Genomic DNA, 17,060 nt, shown 5'->3' with positions numbered 1-17,060 from the left:
AGTCTGAGGGGGAGATCGCACACAATGCTAGACGTCAACTTCTTCGACGAGCTCAGGATCGGTCTTGCGACCGCCGACGACATCCGTCAGTGGTCGCACGGCGAGGTCAAGAAGCCCGAGACCATCAACTACCGGACTCTCAAGCCGGAAAAGGACGGACTCTTCTGCGAGAAGATCTTCGGTCCGACCCGCGACTGGGAGTGCTACTGCGGCAAGTACAAGCGCGTCCGGTTCAAGGGCATCATCTGTGAGCGCTGCGGCGTCGAGGTGACCCGGGCCAAGGTGCGTCGTGAGCGGATGGGCCACATCGAGCTGGCCGCGCCCGTCACGCACATCTGGTACTTCAAGGGCGTGCCGTCGCGCCTCGGCTACCTGCTCGACCTGGCCCCGAAGGACCTGGAGAAGGTCATCTACTTCGCGGCCTACATGATCACGCACGTCGACACCGACATGCGTGAGCGTGACCTGCCCTCGCTGGAGGCGAAGATCTCCGTCGAGCGGCAGCACATCGAGCAGCGCCGTGACGCCGACGTCGAGTCCAGGCAGAAGAAGCTCGAGTCCGACCTGGCCGAGCTGGAGGCCGCCGGCGCCAAGGGCGACCAGCGGCGCAAGGTCCGCGAGGGCGCCGAGCGCGAGATGCGCCAGCTCCGCGACCGTGCCCAGCGCGAGCTGGACCGGCTCGACGAGGTCTGGAGCCGCTTCAAGAACCTCAAGGTCCAGGACCTCGAGGGCGACGAGCTGCTCTACCGCGAGATGCGCGACCGCTTCGGCCGCTACTTCAAGGGCGGCATGGGCGCGCAGGCGATCCAGGACCGCCTGATCAGCTTCGACCTCGACGCCGAGGCCGAGAACCTGCGCGAGACCATCCGCAGCGGCAAGGGCCAGAAGAAGGCCCGCGCCCTCAAGCGGCTCAAGGTCGTGTCGGCGTTCCTGAACACGACCAACTCGCCGCGCGGCATGGTGCTCGACTGCATCCCGGTCATCCCGCCGGACCTGCGCCCGATGGTGCAGCTCGACGGTGGCCGGTTCGCGACCTCCGACCTCAACGACCTGTACCGCCGGGTCATCAACCGGAACAACCGCCTCAAGCGTCTGCTCGACCTCGGCGCCCCCGAGATCATCGTGAACAACGAGAAGCGGATGCTCCAGGAGGCCGTCGACGCGCTGTTCGACAACGGCCGTCGCGGTCGCCCGGTGACCGGCCCCGGCAACCGGCCGCTGAAGTCCCTCAGCGACATGCTGAAGGGCAAGCAGGGTCGTTTCCGCCAGAACCTGCTGGGCAAGCGAGTCGACTACTCCGGCCGTTCGGTCATCGTCGTCGGCCCGCAGCTCAAGCTGCACCAGTGCGGTCTGCCCAAGCAGATGGCGCTGGAGCTGTTCAAGCCGTTCGTGATGAAGAGGCTCGTGGACCTCAACCACGCGCAGAACATCAAGTCGGCCAAGCGGATGGTCGAGCGCGCCCGCCCCGTCGTGTGGGACGTGCTCGAAGAGGTCATCACCGAGCACCCGGTGCTGCTCAACCGTGCTCCGACGCTTCACCGTCTGGGCATCCAGGCGTTCGAGCCGCAGCTGGTCGAGGGCAAGGCCATCCAGATCCACCCGCTCGTCTGCACCGCCTTCAACGCGGACTTCGACGGCGACCAGATGGCCGTGCACCTGCCGCTGTCGGCTGAGGCCCAGGCCGAGGCACGCATCCTGATGCTCTCGACCAACAACATCCTCAAGCCGGCCGACGGCAAGCCCGTGACGATGCCCACCCAGGACATGGTCATCGGCCTCTACTGGCTGACCACCCAGAAGGAAGGCGCGACCGGCGAGGGCCGCGTGTTCGGCTCGATCGCCGAGGCGCAGATGGCCTTCGACCGCCGTGAGCTGGAGATCCAGGCGAAGATCCAGATCCGGGTCAAGGACGTCCTGCCGCCGCGCGACTGGGTCGCTCCGGAGGGCTGGGAGCAGGGTGACCCGATCCGGCTGGAGACGACGTTCGGGCGGTGCCTGTTCAACCAGACGCTCCCCGAGAGCTACCCGTTCGTCAACTTCCAGGTGGGCAAGAAGCAGCTGTCCACGATCGTGAACGAGCTGGCCGACACCTACCCCAAGGTCGAGGTCGCCAACTCGCTCGACGCGCTCAAGGACGCGGGCTTCCGCTGGGCGACCCGCTCCGGCGTCACGATCTCGATCGAGGACGTCGTCGCGCCGCCGAACAAGACCGACATCATGGAGAACTACGAGCGCCGGGCCGACAAGGTCCAGCGCGAGTACGAGCGTGGTCTGATCACCGACGAGGAGCGCCGCCAGGAGCTCATCGAGATCTGGACCCACGCCACGGCCGACGTCGAGACCGACATGGTCAACGCCTTCCCGGCGACCAACCCGGTCTGGATGATGGTCAACTCGGGCGCCCGTGGTAACAAGATGCAGGTCCGGCAGATCGCCGGTATCCGTGGCCTGGTGTCCAACACCAAGGGTGAGACGATCCCGCGGCCGATCAAGGCATCCTTCCGTGAGGGCCTGTCGGTTCTGGAGTACTTCATCTCCACCCACGGTCAGCGAAAGGGTCTGGCCGACACCGCCCTGCGTACCGCCGACTCGGGTTACCTGACCCGTCGTCTGGTGGACGTCGCCCAGGACGTCATCGTGCGTGAGATCGACTGCGGCACCGACCGCGCGGTCCCGCTGCACGTCGGCGAGCGCGACGCGTCGGGCAACCTGGTCAAGGCGGAGAACGCCGAGTCCAACGTGCACGGCCGCATCATGGCCGAGGACGTCGAGGTCGACGGCAAGGTCATCGTCCCGGCGGGTGTCGACATCAACGACATCCACGTGACGAAGCTGGTCGAGGCCGGCGTCGAGACCGTCCGCACCCGCAGCGCGCTCGTCTGCGAGGCCAAGATCGGTGTCTGCGCGACCTGCTACGGCCGCTCGCTGGCCACCGGCAAGCTCGTGGACGTCGGCGAGGCGGTCGGCATCATCGCCGCCCAGTCGATCGGTGAGCCCGGCACGCAGCTGACGATGCGTACGTTCCACACCGGTGGTGTGGCCGGCGCCGACATCACCCACGGTCTGCCCCGTGTCACGGAGCTGTTCGAGGCGCGCATCCCCAAGGGTGTCGCCCCGATCTCCGAGGCCGAGGGCCGGGCCAGGATCGACGAGACCGACAAGACCAGGAAGATCGTCATCACCCCCGACGACGGGTCGGAGGAGATCGCCTACCCGGTCTCGATGCGTTCGCGCCTGCTCGTCCAGGACGGTCAGCGCGTGACGGTCGGCCAGCAGCTGATCGCCGGTGCGGTCAACCCCAACGAGGTGCTGCGCATCCTCGGCCCGCGGGCCGTGCAGCTGCACCTGGTGGCCGAGGTCCAGCAGGTCTACCGGTCGCAGGGTGTGTCGATCCACGACAAGCACATCGAGATCATCGTGCGGCAGATGCTCAAGCGCGTGAACGTGCTGGAGTCCGGTGACACCGACCTGCTGCCCGGTGAGCTGGTGGAGCGTCCGCGCTTCGAGCAGATGAACCGTGAGACGGTGGCCGAGAGCGGCTCGCCGGCCGCGGGCCGTCCGGTGCTCATGGGCATCACGAAGGCGTCGCTGGCCACCGAGTCGTGGCTGTCGGCGGCCTCCTTCCAGGAGACGACCAGGGTCCTGACGGACGCGGCGATCCACGCCAAGTCCGACTCCCTGCTGGGCCTGAAGGAGAACGTCATCATCGGTAAGCTCATCCCGGCCGGTACGGGCATGCCCCAGTACCGCAACATCCGGGTCGAGCCGACCGAGGAGGCCAAGGCCGCCATGTACACCGTCGGCGGTTACGACGGTTCCGCGGCCGACTACACCTTCGGCACGGGCAGCGGCGAAGCCGTCCCGCTGGAGGAGTACGACTTCGGTCAGTACAACCGCTAGCAGTTTCGCAGGCGCCGCGCCCGGGTCTCTTTCCGAAGAGGCCCGGGCGCGGCGCTTTTCCGGCCGTACGCGCTGCCGTAGACGGCCTCAGACGCCCTGCGGGGGCCGGGAAGGCCCGGGGGAGCCGGTCCTGCGGCATGACGGCCTGTGGGCCGGTTGCGGGTCTCCCTGGCGAATCGGCACACGTCGGTCCCCAGGGCCGGTATCATTGCCGCGGCGCTTCGGATGGGCTGGATGAGACAGGCCCCGGTGGCACGGAGCGGCAAAGCCGACAGGCGTTGCCGTGCCGTTTTGACGTGTCGGCTGGGCCTGGGTAGTCTTGAGCATCGTGCCCGTCTCTAGCGGGCTTTCGGCTGTGCGCTCATATCCATAGGGAGAGCGTCGGCTGGACTCTCAGGCTCGCAAGTCTCCGTGGCTGTGTCTGTGTGAATAGCGCGACACGCCCGACCGCGGGGGCGCCGAGACGAGGAAAACCAGCAGGTCATGACACCGGCAGAACCTGCGAAATGCAAGACCCAATGACGTAACACCGGCCAAGGCACGAAACGGAGTGGCAGTGCCCACTATTCAGCAGTTGGTCCGCAAGGGCCGGCAGGACAAGGTCTCCAAGACCAAGACTCCTGCCCTCAAGGGGAGTCCGCAGCGGCGCGGTGTGTGCCAGCGCGTTTACACCACCACCCCGAAGAAGCCCAACTCGGCACTGCGCAAGGTGGCCCGCGTTCGGCTCACGAACGGCATCGAGGTCACGGCTTACATCCCCGGTGTGGGCCACAACCTGCAGGAGCACTCCATCGTGCTCGTGCGTGGCGGTCGTGTGAAGGACCTGCCTGGTGTTCGCTACAAGATCATCCGCGGCTCGCTCGACACCCAGGGTGTCCGCAACCGCAAGCAGGCCCGCAGCCGCTACGGCGCGAAGAAGGAGAAGAGCTAACAATGCCTCGTAAGGGTTCTCCTGGCCGTCGTCAGCTCATGTCTGACCCGGTTTACAGCTCGCCGCTGGTGACCGCCCTGATCAACAAGGTGCTCCTCGACGGCAAGCGGTCCATCGCGCAGTCGATCGTCTACGGCGCCCTCGAAGGCTGCAGGGAGAAGACGGGCAACGACCCGGTCGTCACCCTCAAGCGCGCGCTTGACAACGTCAAGCCGACCCTCGAGGTCCGCAGCCGCCGTGTCGGTGGCGCGACGTACCAGGTGCCGGTCGAGGTGCGCGCCGCGCGCAGCACCACCCTGGCCCTGCGCTGGCTGGTGCAGTACTCCCGCGCCCGCCGCGAGAAGACCATGACCGAGCGCCTCATGAACGAGCTCCTCGACGCCAGCAACGGCCTCGGAGCGAGTGTCAAGAAGCGCGAGGACACCCACAAGATGGCCGAGTCCAACAAGGCCTTCGCCCACTACCGCTGGTAACCCGGCGGGTTCGACGAGACGACGAGGACGCGAGTTAAAGTGGCCGCTACGACCGCTCTTGACCTGGCCAAGGTCCGCAACATCGGGATCATGGCCCACATCGACGCGGGCAAGACCACCACGACCGAGCGCATCCTGTTCTACACCGGCATCAACTACAAGATCGGTGAAGTCCATGAGGGCGCTGCCACCATGGACTGGATGGAGCAGGAGCAGGAGCGCGGCATCACGATCACGTCTGCCGCGACGACCTGTGAGTGGATCGGTCACACCATCAACATCATCGACACTCCGGGTCACGTCGACTTCACCATCGAAGTGGAGCGCTCGCTCCGCGTCCTCGACGGTGCCGTCGCCGTGTTCGACGGTGTCGCCGGTGTCGAGCCGCAGTCGGAGACGGTGTGGCGGCAGGCTGACCGGTACGAGGTCCCGCGCATCTGCTTCGTGAACAAGATGGACCGTGTCGGCGCGGAGTTCCACCGCTGCGTCGAGATGATGGTCAGCCGCCTGGGCGCGACCCCCGCTGTGATCCAGCTTCCGTGGGGTGTCGAGGCCGACTTCAAGGGCGTCATCGACCTCATCAAGATGAAGGGGCTCATCTGGAGCGCCGACGCGGCCAAGGGCGAGATGTACGACACCGTCGACGTCCCGGCCGACCACGCCGACGCCGCCCGCGAGTGGCGTGACCGCCTCATCGAGACGGTCGCCGAGAACGACGACGAGCTGATGGAGCTCTTCCTGGAGGGCACCGAGCCCACCGAGGAGCAGCTGATCGCGGCCATCCGCCGCGCCACGCTGAGCAGCTCCATCAACCCGGTGCTGTGCGGCACCGCGTTCAAGAACAAGGGCGTTCAGCCCCTGCTCGACGCGATCGTCGCCTACCTCCCCGCCCCGACCGACATCCCGGCGTTCAAGGGTTACGCGGTCGGCAACGAGGAGAAGGTGATCGAGCGTCACGCGGACCCGACCGAGCCGTTCTCCGCGCTGGCCTTCAAGATCGCCAGCGACCCGCACCTGGGCAAGCTCACCTACATCCGCATCTACTCCGGCACCCTCGACACCGGTTCACAGGTCGTGAACTCGGTGAAGGGCAAGAAGGAGCGGATCGGCAAGATCTACCAGATGCACGCCAACAAGCGCGAAGAGCGCCCGCAGGCGATCGCCGGTCAGATCGTCGCCGTCATGGGTCTGAAGGACACCACGACCGGCGACACCCTTGCCGACCCGGCCAACCCGGTCGTGCTCGAGTCGATGACGTTCCCGGCTCCGGTCATCAACGTCGCCATCGAGCCCAAGACCAAGGGCGACCAGGAGAAGCTGTCCACCGCCATCCAGCGGCTGGCCGAGGAGGACCCGTCCTTCCAGGTCCGTCGTGACGAGGAGACCGGTCAGACGGTCATCTGGGGCATGGGCGAGCTTCACCTGGAGATCCTCGTCGACCGTATGCGTCGTGAGTTCAAGGTCGAGGCCAACGTGGGCCGCCCGCAGGTGGCCTACCGCGAGACCATCCGCCGCAAGGTGGAGAAGGTCGACTACACCCACAAGAAGCAGACCGGTGGTTCCGGTCAGTTCGCGCGGGTGATCATCGACCTGGAGCCGCTGGGCGAGGGCAACGACGGTTACGAGTTCCAGAACAAGGTCTCGGGTGGCCGCGTCCCGAGGGAGTACATCCCCTCGGTCGACGCCGGCGCCCAGGAGGCCGCCGAGTTCGGCGTGCTGGCCGGTTACCCGATGGTGGGCGTGAAGGTTACGCTGACCGACGGTGCCGCCCACGACGTCGACTCCTCGGAAATGGCGTTCAAGATCGCCGGCTCGATGGCCTTCAAGGAGGCCGCGCGCAAGGCGGACGCCGTTCTTCTCGAGCCGATGATGGCCGTCGAGGTCACCACGCCCGAGGACTACATGGGTGACGTCATCGGTGACCTCAACGGTCGCCGCGGGCAGATCCAGGCGATGGACGAGCGGGCCGGCGCCCGTGTCGTCCAGGCGCTCGTGCCGCTGTCTGAGATGTTCGGCTACGTGGGTGACCTGCGTAGCAAGACGCAGGGGCGCGCGAGCTACAGCATGCAGTTCGACTCCTACTCGGAGGTGCCCCCGGGCATCGCCAAGGAGATCGTCGCGAAGGCCCGGGGCGAATAGTTCCGGTCCCTGGTGGGGTGGTGCGAGCCACCCCACCGCCTAGGGGTCTGGGATCTCCCGGGCCCGAGTGTGTAGACGAAAGTCAGTCAGATTCTCAAGGAGAGAACCAGTGGGCAAGGCCAAGTTCGAGCGGACCAAGCCGCACATGAACATCGGCACCATTGGACACATCGACCACGGCAAGACCACGCTGACCGCGGCGATCACCAAGGTGCTTCACGACCGTTACCCCGAGCTCAACAAGGCGACCCCGTTCGACAAGATCGACAAGGCGCCCGAGGAGAAGGCTCGCGGTATTACGATCTCCATCGCGCACGTCGAGTACCAGACCGAGAAGCGTCACTACGCTCACGTTGACTGCCCCGGTCACGCCGACTACGTGAAGAACATGATCACCGGTGCCGCTCAGATGGACGGCGCGATCCTCGTGGTCGCCGCCACCGACGGCCCGATGCCGCAGACGAAGGAGCACGTCCTCCTGGCCCGCCAGGTCGGCGTCCCCTACATCGTCGTGGCGCTGAACAAGTCCGACATGGTCGACGACGAGGAGATCCTCGAGCTCGTCGAGCTGGAGGTCCGTGAGCTCCTGTCCGCGCAGGAGTTCCCCGGCGACGACCTGCCCGTCGTCCGCGTCTCCGCCCTCAAGGCTCTCGAGGGTGACGAGAAGTGGGCCGACAGCATCATCGAGCTGATGAACGCGGTGGACGAGAACGTCCCCGAGCCTCCCCGTGACACGGAGAAGCCGTTCCTCATGCCCGTCGAGGACGTCTTCTCGATCACCGGTCGCGGCACCGTCGTCACCGGTCGTATCGAGCGCGGCATCGTCAAGGTCAACGAGCAGGTCGACATCATCGGCATCAAGCCGGAGAAGACGACGACCACCGTCACCAGCATCGAGATGTTCAACAAGATGCTCGACGAGGGTCACGCCGGCGACAACGCCGCCCTGCTGCTCCGCGGCATCAAGCGCGACGACGTCGAGCGCGGCCAGTGCATCATCAAGCCGGGCACGACGACCCCGCACACCGAGTTCACCGGCCAGGTCTACATCCTGTCCAAGGACGAGGGCGGCCGCCACACGCCGTTCTTCAACAACTACCGCCCGCAGTTCTACTTCCGTACGACTGACGTGACCGGTGTTGTGAACCTCCCCGAGGGCACCGAGATGGTCATGCCGGGCGACAACACCGAAATGCGCGTTGAGCTGATCCAGCCCATCGCCATGGAGGAAGGCCTCAAGTTCGCGATCCGTGAGGGTGGCCGCACCGTCGGCGCCGGCCGGGTCGTGAAGATCCTCAAGTAGCTCGACCGTCGGGGCGGCGGTCGGCCCCGCACTGCAGGGCCGACCGCCGTACCGCGTCAAGGGCCTCGCGTAAAGCGCCGTGATCCAGCAGTCGCTTCGGCCATAGTGACCGAAGTAACTGCCGGATCACGGAAGAAAAGACAGATCAACAGTGTCTGTCTCGTGGGGTCACGCAGGGTCAGACCTGCAGCAACACAGCGGCACAAGGCCGCACGATACTTTTTCAGACGACAGCGAAGGACACCGAGGCCACTATGGCGGGACAGAAGATCCGCATCCGGCTTAAGGCCTATGACCACGAGGTCATCGACAGCTCGGCCAAGAAGATCGTCGAGACGGTGACGCGGACTGGCGCGAAGGTCGCGGGCCCGGTGCCGCTGCCGACCGAGAAGAACGTGTACTGCGTCATCCGCTCGCCGCACAAGTACAAGGACAGCCGCGAGCACTTCGAGATGCGCACGCACAAGCGGCTGATTGACATCATCGACCCGACCCCCAAGACGGTTGACTCGCTCATGCGGCTCGACCTCCCCGCGGGTGTCGACATTTCGATCAAGCTCTGAGGGAACGCACTGACATGGCTAAGACGATCAAGGGCGTCCTGGGCAAGAAGCTCGGCATGACCCAGGTCTTCGACGCGGACAACCGGATGGTTCCGGTGACCGTGGTCGAGGCCGGTCCGTGCGTGGTGACCCGGGTCCGCACCGCAGAGAAGGACGGCTACTCCGCCGTTCAGCTCGGCTTCGGGCAGGTCGACCCCCGGAAGGTCAACAAGCCGCTCGGCGACTACCTGCGTAAGCACGACATCACCCCGCGCCGTTACTTCGCGGAGATCCGCACCGACGACGCGAGCGACTACACCCTGGGCCAGGAGCTGCTGGCCGACACCTTCGAGGCCGGCCAGTTCGTCGACGTGACGGGCAAGAGCAAGGGCAAGGGCTTCGCCGGTGTCATGAAGCGGCACGGCTTCGGTGGTCTGGGCGCGTCGCACGGTACGCAGCGCAAGCACCGCTCGCCGGGTTCCATCGGTGGCTGCGCCACCCCGGGCCGCGTATTCAAGGGCCTGCGCATGGCCGGTCGGATGGGTAACGTCCGCACCACTGTGCAGAGCCTCAAGGTTCACTCCGTTGACGCCGAGAACGGTCTCATCCTGATCAAGGGTGCGATCCCCGGCGCGAACGGCAGCCTGGTCCTCGTTCGCACCGCTGCCAAGAAGGGGGCTGCCAAGTGAGCACCACTATTGACGTCCTCGACGCCAGCGGCGCCAAGGCCGGCACCGTCGAACTGCCCGAAGACGTCTTCGGCACGACGGTCAACGTTCCGCTGATCCACCAGGTGGTCGTGGCCCAGCTCGCCGCTCGCCGGCAGGGCACCCACAAGGCCAAGACCCGTGGCGAGGTCAGCGGTGGCGGCAAGAAGCCGTACCGCCAGAAGGGCACCGGCCGCGCCCGTCAGGGTTCGACCCGTGCGCCGCAGTTCGCCGGCGGTGGCACCGTCCACGGGCCCGTGCCGCGTGACTACTCGCAGCGCACGCCCAAGAAGATGAAGGCCGCCGCGCTCCGCGGCGCCCTGTCCGACAGGGCCGGTGGCGGTCGCGTCCACGTGGTCAGCACGTTGGTCACGGGGGAGACCCCCAAGACCAAGGCCGCCCTGGACGCCCTGCGCAAGATCACTCAGGCTCCCCGCGTGCTCGTCGTCGTCGACGAGGCCGACGAGCTGACCTGGATGAGCCTGCGTAACGCTCCCGAGGTCCACCTGCTGGACGCCGGGCAGCTCAACACCTACGACGTGCTCGTGCACGACGACGTGGTCTTCACCCAGGAGGCGTACGACCAGGTCGTCGCGCGGCTGAGCCAGGGCGGGAAGGAAGACGCCTGATGGAGAAGATCGCCGACCCGCGCGACATCATCATCAAGCCGGTCGTCTCTGAGAAGAGCTACGGCCTGATCGATGAGAACAACAAGTACACGTTCCTGGTGAAGAAGACCGCGAACAAGACCCAGGTCAAGATCGCCGTTGAGCAGATCTTCGGGGTCAAGGTCACCAGCGTGAACACCATCAACCGGACGGGCAAGCGCAAGCGCACCCGCACCGGTTTCGGCAAGCGTCCCGACACCAAGCGCGCGATCGTGAGCCTGGTCGAGGGCGATCGGATCGACATCTTCGGTCAGATCGGCTAGCAGCGCCATAGATAGGAAGCGGACCGAAAGGTCTGCGAGGGACGAGACCGTCGCATTTCGGTGCGGCGGGCTCGCCCATGTAACCGACGAAGGATGAACGAAAAAGATGGGCATCCGTAAGTACAAGCCGACGACCCCGGGTCGCCGCGGGTCGAGTGTCTCGGACTTCTCCGAGATCACCCGCAGCACTCCCGAGAAGTCGCTGCTTGCGCCCCTTCACAGCAAGGGCGGCCGGAACGTACACGGCCGGGTGACCGCGCGCCACCAGGGCGGCGGACACAAGCGCGCCTACCGGATCATCGACTTCCGTAGGCATGACAAGGACGGCATCCCGGCGAAGGTCGCTCACATCGAGTACGACCCCAACCGCACCGCCAACATCGCTCTGCTCCACTACGCCGACGGTGAGAAGCGCTACATCATCGCGCCGACCGGCCTCAAGCAGGGCGACCGAATCGAGAACGGCCCCGCTGCCGACATCAAGCCGGGCAACTGCCTGCCGCTGCGCAACATCCCGACCGGTACCTTCATCCACGCGGTGGAGCTCCGTCCGGGCGGCGGCGCGAAGCTCGGTCGATCCGCGGGCGCCCAGATCCAGCTGCTCGCCAAGGAAGGCCAGTACGCCACCCTGCGTATGCCGTCCGGTGAAATGCGCATGGTCGACGTGCGCTGCCGGGCGTCGGTCGGCCAGGTCGGCAACGCCGAGCAGGCCAACATCAACTGGGGCAAGGCCGGCCGTATGCGGTGGAAGGGCAAGCGCCCGACCGTCCGTGGTGTCGCCATGAACCCCGTTGACCACCCGCACGGTGGTGGTGAGGGCAAGACGTCCGGCGGTCGCCACCCGGTGAACCCGAAGGGCAAGCCCGAGGGCCGTACCCGCCAGGCCAACAAGTCCAGCGACCGGCTGATCATCCGTCGTCGGAGCAAGAGGAAGAAGCGGTAGGAGCAGCCGAAATGCCACGTAGCCTTAAGAAGGGTCCCTTCGTGGACGACCACCTTCAGAAGAAGGTGGACGCCCAGAACGAGAAGGGCACCAAGAACGTCATCAAGACGTGGTCGCGGCGCTCCATGATCGTTCCCGACATGCTCGGGCACACGATCGCCGTGCACGACGGCCGCAAGCACGTCCCGGTGTTCGTCACCGAGTCGATGATCGGCCACAAGCTCGGAGAGTTCGCCCCCACGCGGACGTTCCGCAGCCACGTCAAGGAAGACCGGCGCAGCCGGCGATAGACGCCTTCAGAAGCATTTAGAGGAGTAAGCGATGGAAGCCAGGGCTCAGGCGCGGTTCGTCCGTGTCACGCCCCTCAAGGCCCGCCGCGTGGTGGACCTTATTCGCGGGCTGCCCGCTTCGGAGGCGCAGGCCGTGCTGCAGTTCGCTCCCCAGTCGGCGAGCGAGCCGATCTACAAGGTGCTCAGCAGCGCCATGGCGAACGCCGAGCACAACTTCAACCTCGACCCCAGCACGCTCGTCGTGAGCCGCGCCTGGGTCGACGAGGGCCCGACGCTGAAGCGGTTCCGCCCGCGTGCACAGGGTCGCGCCTATCGGATCAACAAGCGGACGAGCCACATCACCGTGATCGTGGAATCCCGCGAGCCGAAGGGAAGGACCCGATAGTGGGCCAGAAGGTTAACCCGCACGGGTTCCGCCTCGGCATCACGACCGACTTCAAGAGCCGGTGGTACGCCGACAAGCTGTACAAGTCGTACGTCGCCGAGGACGTGGCGATCCGCCGCATGCTGCAGAAGGGCATGGAGCGGGCCGGCATCTCCAAGGTCGAGATCGAGCGCACCACGGACCGTGTGCAGGTGGACATCCACACCGCGCGTCCGGGCATCGTGATCGGCCGCCGCGGCGCCGAGGCGGACCGTATCCGCGGCGACCTCGAGAAGCTGACCAAGAAGCAGGTCCAGCTCAACATCCTCGAGGTCAAGAACCCGGAGATCGACGCTCAGCTCGTCGCTCAGGGTGTCGCCGAGCAGCTGTCCAGCCGTGTCTCGTTCCGCCGCGCCATGCGCAAGGCGATGCAGTCGGCCATGAAGTCCGGCGCGAAGGGCATCCGTGTCCAGTGCGCGGGTCGTCTGGGCGGCGCCGAGATGTCGCGGTCGGAGTTCTACCGTGAGGGTCGCGTGCCGCTGCACACCCTCCGCGCGGACATCGACTACGGCTTCTACGAGGCCCGTACCACCTTCGGCCGCATCGGCGTGAAGGTCTGGATCTACAAGGGCGAGGCTCCGACCAGCCGCGCCGAGCGTGAGGCGGCTGCCGCCGGCGCTCGTGCCGGCCAGCGTCGCGAGCGTGACGACCGTCGCGGTGGCGGCGGCGACCGTCCGCGTCGTGGCGGCGGTGACCGTCCGCGTCGTGGTGGCGGCCGTGGCGACCGCGCCCCCGTACCGAGGCAGCTTCGCAGGCTGCCCCTGAGACCGGCCCGGCTGCGCAGCCGGGTGCTGAAGGGAGCTGACCATGCTGATCCCGCGCAGGGTCAAGCACCGCAAGCAGCACCGGCCTGACCGCAGCGGAGCCGCCAAGGGCGGCACCAGGGTCGTGTTCGGCGAGTTCGGCATTCAGGCTGTTGAGCACTCCTACGTGACCAACCGCCAGATCGAGTCCGCTCGTATCGCCATGACCCGTCACATCCGCCGTGGCGGCAAGGTGTGGATCAACATCTACCCCGACCGTCCCCTCACCAAGAAGCCGGCCGAGACCCGCATGGGTTCCGGTAAGGGTTCGCCGGAGTGGTGGATCGCCAACGTCAAGCCCGGACGCGTGATGTTCGAGCTGTCCGGCGTGGCGGAGTCGGTCGCGCGTGAGGCGCTCACCAGGGCGATCCACAAGCTGCCGATGAAGTGCAAGATCGTTAAGCGTGAAGTGGGTGAGGCGTGATGGCTAAGGGCCTGACCGCCGGCGAGCTGCGAGTGGAGGACCAGGACACTCTGGTCCAGAAGCTCAAGGAAGCCAAGGAGGAGCTGTTCAACCTCCGCTTCCAGGCAGCGACCGGTCAGTTGGAGAGCCACGGGCGGCTGCGCGCCGTCCGCCGCGAGATCGCCCGTATCTACACCGTGATGCGCGAGCGTGAGCTCGGCATCGTCACGGTCGAGAAGGAGACGAGCGATGGCTGAGACCGAGACCACCGGAACCACCGAGGCGAACGACGCGCGGAACTTCCGCAAGGTCCGTGAGGGCCTGGTCGTCAGCGACAAGATGGACAAGACCGTCGTCGTCGCCGTCGAGGACCGCGTCAAGCACCGTCTGTACGGCAAGGTCATCCGCCGTACGACCAAGTACAAGGCGCACGACGAGGCCAACGCCTGTGGCGTCGGCGACCGCGTGCTCCTCATGGAGACCCGCCCCCTCTCCGCCACCAAGCGGTGGAGGGTCGTGGAGATCCTCGAGAAGGCCAAGTAAGGCCTTTCTCGGATATACCGCGCCTCGTGGGGGCCTCAGGGCCCCCATGACGGCGTCCAAGGACGCGAGGTCCTCCGGGCCTCGCGTCGCCTGCGGTGCGGCCCCTTCGTGGACTGTGGCCGTGGGAACAAGACAACGACAGGTTCCGCCAGGCTCAGCAATGAGAACCGGCGCGACTAACAGGAGTTCAAGTGATCCAGCAGGAGTCGCGGCTCAAGGTCGCCGACAACACTGGTGCGAAGGAAATCCTTTGCATCCGTGTTCTCGGTGGCTCGGGCCGACGCTACGCCGGTATCGGCGACATCATCGTCGCCACTGTCAAGGACGCGCTGCCGGGCAGCACGGGCGTCAAGAAGGGCGACGTGGTCAAGGCCGTCGTCGTCCGCACGGTCAAGGAGCGCCGCCGGCCCGACGGCTCCTACATCCGCTTCGACGAGAACGCCGCCGTCATCATCAAGGACAGCGGTGACCCTCGTGGCACTCGTATCTTCGGCCCGGTCGGCCGCGAGCTGCGCGACAAGAAGTTCATGCGCATCATCTCGCTCGCCCCGGAGGTGCTGTAATGCCGAAGCTGCATGTGAAGAAGGGTGACCTGGTTCAGGTCATCGCCGGCAAGGACAAGGGTGCCAAGGGTCACGTCATCGCCACGTACCCGCGCGAGGACCGCGTGGTGATCGAGGGCGTCAACATGATCAAGAAGCACACCAAGGAGTCTCTCCAGGGTCCGCGTGGCGCCAAGACCGGCGGCGTGCAGACGATGGAGGGTCCCATCCACGTGTCCAACGTGAAGAAGCTCAAGGACGAGAAGCCCGCCGACAAGAAGGCCGACAAGGCCGAGGAGACGGGTGAGGACAGCTGATGACCGCCACGACCACTGAGACCGAGCGCCCGACGCCGCGACTCAAGACGAAGTACCGCGAGGAGATCGCGGCCCAGCTTCGCGAGCAGTTCGGCATCGAGAACGTCATGCAGATCCCGGCCCTGACCAAGATCAAGGTCAACATGGGTGTCGGTGAGGCGGCTCGCGACTCCAAGCTCATCGAAGGCGCCGTACGCGACCTCACCGTGATCACCGGCCAGAAGCCGGCCGTCGTCCGGGCGCGCAAGTCCATCGCGCAGTTCAAGCTGCGTGAGGGCATGCCGATCGGCGCGCACGTCACGCTGCGCGGCGACCGTATGTGGGAGTTCCTCGACCGCCTGCTGGCGCTGGCGCTGCCCCGTATCCGGGACTTCCGCGGCCTGTCGCCGAAGCAGTTCGACGGCAACGGCAACTACACGTTCGGTCTGACCGAGCAGGTCATGTTCCACGAGGTCGACCAGGACAAGGTCGACCGCCCGCGGGGCATGGACATCACGGTCGTGACCACCGCGACGAACGACGACCAGGGCCGGGCGCTGCTGAAGCTCCTCGGCTTCCCGTTCAAGGAGGCCTGATCCAATGGCGAAGAAGTCGCTGATCGCCAAGGCGGGGCGCAAGCAGAAGTTCGAGGTCCGGGCCTACACCCGGTGCTCGCGTTGCGGTCGTCCGCGCGCGGTGTACCGCAAGTTCGGCCTGTGCCGCGTGTGCTTCCGCGAGATGGCGCACCGGGGCGAGCTGCCCGGCATCACCAAGTCGAGCTGGTAGATACTCTGGGGGGCGGCTCCGTGTCGTCCCCCGGGGTCCATGTTCAGAAAAAGACAGGACGCTTCGCGTCCATGACCGCGCCGAAGGTCCACCGGCAGAGCGCTGCTTGGCCGACTGGAAACCGCGGCGAGGAAGGCCACTGGCCATGACGATGACCGACCCGATCGCAGACATGCTGACGCGTCTGCGTAACGCGAACTCGGCGTACCACGAGAGCGTGTCGATGCCGTATTCGAAGATCAAGGCGCACATCGCCGAGATCCTCCAGCAGGAGGGCTACATCCAGTCCTGGGCCGTCGAAGACGCCAAGGTTGGAAAGAACCTCGTGGTGGAGCTCAAGTTCGGGCCTACCCGTGAGCGTTCGCTCGCGGGCCTGCGCCGGGTTTCCAAGCCCGGTCTGCGGGTTTATGCAAAGAAGGACAACCTGCCTCGAGTTCTGGGCGGACTGGGCGTCGCGATCATCTCGACGTCCGCCGGTCTCATGACCGACAAGCAGGCCGGCAAGCGTGGCGTGGGCGGCGAAGTCCTCGCCTACGTCTGGTAGAGGGGAGGAACACAGCATGTCGAGAATCGGACGGCTGCCCATCCCTGTGCCCAGTGGCGTAGACATCACGATCACCGGCCAGGATGTCCAGGTCAAGGGCCCGAAGGGCACGCTTTCTCACAAGGTCGCGGACCCGATTACGGTCGGTCGTGACGACGACGGCGCCATCGCCGTCTCCCGGCCCAACGACGAGAACAAGGTCCGTGCGCTGCACGGCCTGTCCCGGACGCTGATCGCCAACATGGTGCAGGGCGTCACCCAGGGGTACACGAAGTCCCTGGAGATCGTCGGCGTCGGTTACCGCGTCCAGGCCAAGGGCCCGACGCAGCTGGAGTTCTCGCTGGGCTTCAGCCACCCGGTCATCGTCGACGCCCCCGAAGGCGTCTCCTTCCGCGTCGAGAAGCCGACCCTGTTCCACGTGGACGGCATCGACAAGCAGAAGGTCGGCGAGGTCGCGGCCAACATCCGCAAGTTGCGCAAGCCTGACCCGTACAAGGGCAAGGGCGTGCGTTACCAGGGCGAACAGATCCGCCGCAAGGTCGGAAAGGCTGGTAAGTAGG

General features: G+C 66.2%; 21 protein-coding genes and 1 pseudogene. All 22 read left to right on the top strand.

What is annotated here, in order from left to right; translation table 11 throughout:
- Positions 1-24 precede the first annotated feature (24 nt).
- The 22 genes and pseudogenes from ACNF49_RS53595 to rplF all read left to right on the top strand — a co-directional run bounded on the left by ACNF49_RS53595 (position 25) and on the right by rplF (position 17,059).
- The gene (locus ACNF49_RS53595; RefSeq protein WP_357982792.1) at positions 25-3,900 is read left to right on the top strand and encodes a DNA-directed RNA polymerase subunit beta'; all 3,876 of its coding nucleotides are present in this window, start codon (positions 25-27) and stop codon (positions 3,898-3,900) included.
- A gap of 556 nt (positions 3,901-4,456) precedes the next feature.
- Positions 4,457-4,831: a 30S ribosomal protein S12 gene (gene rpsL, locus ACNF49_RS53590; protein ID WP_020542315.1), complete on the top strand. Its 375-nt coding sequence runs from the start codon at positions 4,457-4,459 to the stop codon at positions 4,829-4,831.
- Between the two features lie 2 nt (positions 4,832-4,833).
- Positions 4,834-5,304, top strand: coding sequence for a 30S ribosomal protein S7 (gene rpsG, locus ACNF49_RS53585; RefSeq protein ID WP_043623423.1), 471 nt, complete (start codon positions 4,834-4,836; stop codon positions 5,302-5,304).
- 90 nt (positions 5,305-5,394) lie between these two features.
- Complete coding sequence (gene fusA, locus ACNF49_RS53580) at positions 5,395-7,443, top strand: elongation factor G (RefSeq protein ID WP_482945704.1); 2,049 nt, start codon at positions 5,395-5,397, stop codon at positions 7,441-7,443.
- A 109-nt stretch (positions 7,444-7,552) separates the two neighbouring features.
- On the top strand, positions 7,553-8,746 hold the full coding sequence (gene tuf, locus ACNF49_RS53575; protein ID WP_125644684.1) for an elongation factor Tu: 1,194 nt from the start codon (positions 7,553-7,555) through the stop codon (positions 8,744-8,746).
- Between the two features lie 254 nt (positions 8,747-9,000).
- Positions 9,001-9,309, top strand: coding sequence for a 30S ribosomal protein S10 (rpsJ, locus tag ACNF49_RS53570; RefSeq protein ID WP_012887830.1), 309 nt, complete (start codon positions 9,001-9,003; stop codon positions 9,307-9,309).
- 14 nt (positions 9,310-9,323) lie between these two features.
- Complete coding sequence (gene rplC / locus ACNF49_RS53565) at positions 9,324-9,977, top strand: 50S ribosomal protein L3 (RefSeq protein ID WP_138694761.1); 654 nt, start codon at positions 9,324-9,326, stop codon at positions 9,975-9,977.
- Positions 9,974-10,624 carry a 50S ribosomal protein L4 gene (gene rplD / locus ACNF49_RS53560; protein WP_357982785.1) on the top strand — a complete coding sequence of 217 codons (651 nt, stop codon included), beginning with the start codon at positions 9,974-9,976 and terminating at the stop codon, positions 10,622-10,624. The genes rplC and rplD overlap by 4 nt, the downstream gene beginning before the upstream one ends.
- Positions 10,624-10,926 carry a 50S ribosomal protein L23 gene (rplW, locus tag ACNF49_RS53555; protein WP_352327250.1) on the top strand — a complete coding sequence of 101 codons (303 nt, stop codon included), beginning with the start codon at positions 10,624-10,626 and terminating at the stop codon, positions 10,924-10,926. The genes rplD and rplW overlap by 1 nt, the downstream gene beginning before the upstream one ends.
- Positions 10,927-11,032: 106 nt before the next feature.
- Positions 11,033-11,869: a 50S ribosomal protein L2 gene (gene rplB / locus ACNF49_RS53550; protein ID WP_125644676.1), complete on the top strand. Its 837-nt coding sequence runs from the start codon at positions 11,033-11,035 to the stop codon at positions 11,867-11,869.
- Between the two features lie 11 nt (positions 11,870-11,880).
- The gene (gene rpsS / locus ACNF49_RS53545) at positions 11,881-12,159 is read left to right on the top strand and encodes a 30S ribosomal protein S19 (protein ID WP_030451498.1); all 279 of its coding nucleotides are present in this window, start codon (positions 11,881-11,883) and stop codon (positions 12,157-12,159) included.
- A gap of 31 nt (positions 12,160-12,190) precedes the next feature.
- Positions 12,191-12,544 (top strand): 50S ribosomal protein L22, encoded by a 354-nt coding sequence (gene rplV, locus ACNF49_RS53540; protein ID WP_080043235.1) that lies wholly within the window; start codon positions 12,191-12,193, stop codon positions 12,542-12,544.
- Positions 12,544-13,388: pseudogene (gene rpsC, locus ACNF49_RS53535) on the top strand (30S ribosomal protein S3). The gene rplV and the pseudogene rpsC overlap by 1 nt, the downstream one beginning before the upstream one ends.
- A 2-nt stretch (positions 13,389-13,390) precedes the next feature.
- Positions 13,391-13,810: a 50S ribosomal protein L16 gene (gene rplP / locus ACNF49_RS53530; RefSeq protein ID WP_125644673.1), complete on the top strand. Its 420-nt coding sequence runs from the start codon at positions 13,391-13,393 to the stop codon at positions 13,808-13,810.
- The gene (gene rpmC, locus ACNF49_RS53525) at positions 13,810-14,046 is read left to right on the top strand and encodes a 50S ribosomal protein L29 (protein WP_080047279.1); all 237 of its coding nucleotides are present in this window, start codon (positions 13,810-13,812) and stop codon (positions 14,044-14,046) included. The genes rplP and rpmC overlap by 1 nt, the downstream gene beginning before the upstream one ends.
- On the top strand, positions 14,039-14,332 hold the full coding sequence (gene rpsQ / locus ACNF49_RS53520) for a 30S ribosomal protein S17 (protein ID WP_357982781.1): 294 nt from the start codon (positions 14,039-14,041) through the stop codon (positions 14,330-14,332). The genes rpmC and rpsQ overlap by 8 nt, the downstream gene beginning before the upstream one ends.
- Positions 14,333-14,523: 191 nt before the next feature.
- A complete protein-coding gene (gene rplN, locus ACNF49_RS53515; protein WP_090769698.1) occupies positions 14,524-14,895 on the top strand; it encodes a 50S ribosomal protein L14 in 372 nt (123 codons plus the stop codon).
- Positions 14,895-15,191, top strand: a complete 297-nt coding sequence (rplX, locus tag ACNF49_RS53510) for a 50S ribosomal protein L24 (protein ID WP_449912437.1) — start codon at positions 14,895-14,897, stop codon at positions 15,189-15,191. The genes rplN and rplX overlap by 1 nt, the downstream gene beginning before the upstream one ends.
- Positions 15,191-15,766 carry a 50S ribosomal protein L5 gene (gene rplE, locus ACNF49_RS53505; RefSeq protein WP_357705909.1) on the top strand — a complete coding sequence of 192 codons (576 nt, stop codon included), beginning with the start codon at positions 15,191-15,193 and terminating at the stop codon, positions 15,764-15,766. Before rplX ends, rplE begins: the two co-directional genes overlap by 1 nt.
- 4 nt (positions 15,767-15,770) lie before the next feature.
- Complete coding sequence (locus ACNF49_RS53500) at positions 15,771-15,956, top strand: type Z 30S ribosomal protein S14 (RefSeq protein ID WP_020542298.1); 186 nt, start codon at positions 15,771-15,773, stop codon at positions 15,954-15,956.
- 145 nt (positions 15,957-16,101) lie between these two features.
- Positions 16,102-16,500 carry a 30S ribosomal protein S8 gene (gene rpsH, locus ACNF49_RS53495; protein WP_125644666.1) on the top strand — a complete coding sequence of 133 codons (399 nt, stop codon included), beginning with the start codon at positions 16,102-16,104 and terminating at the stop codon, positions 16,498-16,500.
- Between the two features lie 16 nt (positions 16,501-16,516).
- The gene (gene rplF, locus ACNF49_RS53490) at positions 16,517-17,059 is read left to right on the top strand and encodes a 50S ribosomal protein L6 (protein WP_357982778.1); all 543 of its coding nucleotides are present in this window, start codon (positions 16,517-16,519) and stop codon (positions 17,057-17,059) included.
- The last annotated feature ends 1 nt before the right edge of the window (position 17,060 follow it).

It is taken from the genome of Actinomadura sp. ATCC 39365, assembly GCF_054392275.1.
This window is presented reverse-complemented; position numbering and strand designations above follow the sequence as displayed.

Bases quoted from the DNA above. Each gene is read 5' to 3' on its own strand.
- ACNF49_RS53595 (WP_357982792.1), top strand. From the start codon at position 25: ATGCTAGACGTCAACTTCTTCGACGAGCTCAGGATCGGTCTTGCGACC.
- rpsG (WP_043623423.1), top strand. From the start codon at position 4,834: ATGCCTCGTAAGGGTTCTCCTGGCCGTCGTCAGCTCATGTCTGACCCG.
- fusA (WP_482945704.1), top strand. From the start codon at position 5,395: ATGGCCCACATCGACGCGGGCAAGACCACCACGACCGAGCGCATCCTG.
- rpsJ (WP_012887830.1), top strand. From the start codon at position 9,001: ATGGCGGGACAGAAGATCCGCATCCGGCTTAAGGCCTATGACCACGAG.
- rplC (WP_138694761.1), top strand. From the start codon at position 9,324: ATGGCTAAGACGATCAAGGGCGTCCTGGGCAAGAAGCTCGGCATGACC.
- rplW (WP_352327250.1), top strand. From the start codon at position 10,624: ATGGAGAAGATCGCCGACCCGCGCGACATCATCATCAAGCCGGTCGTC.
- rplB (WP_125644676.1), top strand. From the start codon at position 11,033: ATGGGCATCCGTAAGTACAAGCCGACGACCCCGGGTCGCCGCGGGTCG.
- rpsS (WP_030451498.1), top strand. From the start codon at position 11,881: ATGCCACGTAGCCTTAAGAAGGGTCCCTTCGTGGACGACCACCTTCAG.
- rplV (WP_080043235.1), top strand. From the start codon at position 12,191: ATGGAAGCCAGGGCTCAGGCGCGGTTCGTCCGTGTCACGCCCCTCAAG.
- rplP (WP_125644673.1), top strand. From the start codon at position 13,391: ATGCTGATCCCGCGCAGGGTCAAGCACCGCAAGCAGCACCGGCCTGAC.
- rpmC (WP_080047279.1), top strand. From the start codon at position 13,810: ATGGCTAAGGGCCTGACCGCCGGCGAGCTGCGAGTGGAGGACCAGGAC.
- rpsQ (WP_357982781.1), top strand. From the start codon at position 14,039: ATGGCTGAGACCGAGACCACCGGAACCACCGAGGCGAACGACGCGCGG.
- rplX (WP_449912437.1), top strand. From the start codon at position 14,895: ATGCCGAAGCTGCATGTGAAGAAGGGTGACCTGGTTCAGGTCATCGCC.
- rplE (WP_357705909.1), top strand. From the start codon at position 15,191: ATGACCGCCACGACCACTGAGACCGAGCGCCCGACGCCGCGACTCAAG.
- ACNF49_RS53500 (WP_020542298.1), top strand. From the start codon at position 15,771: ATGGCGAAGAAGTCGCTGATCGCCAAGGCGGGGCGCAAGCAGAAGTTC.
- rpsH (WP_125644666.1), top strand. From the start codon at position 16,102: ATGACGATGACCGACCCGATCGCAGACATGCTGACGCGTCTGCGTAAC.
- rplF (WP_357982778.1), top strand. From the start codon at position 16,517: ATGTCGAGAATCGGACGGCTGCCCATCCCTGTGCCCAGTGGCGTAGAC.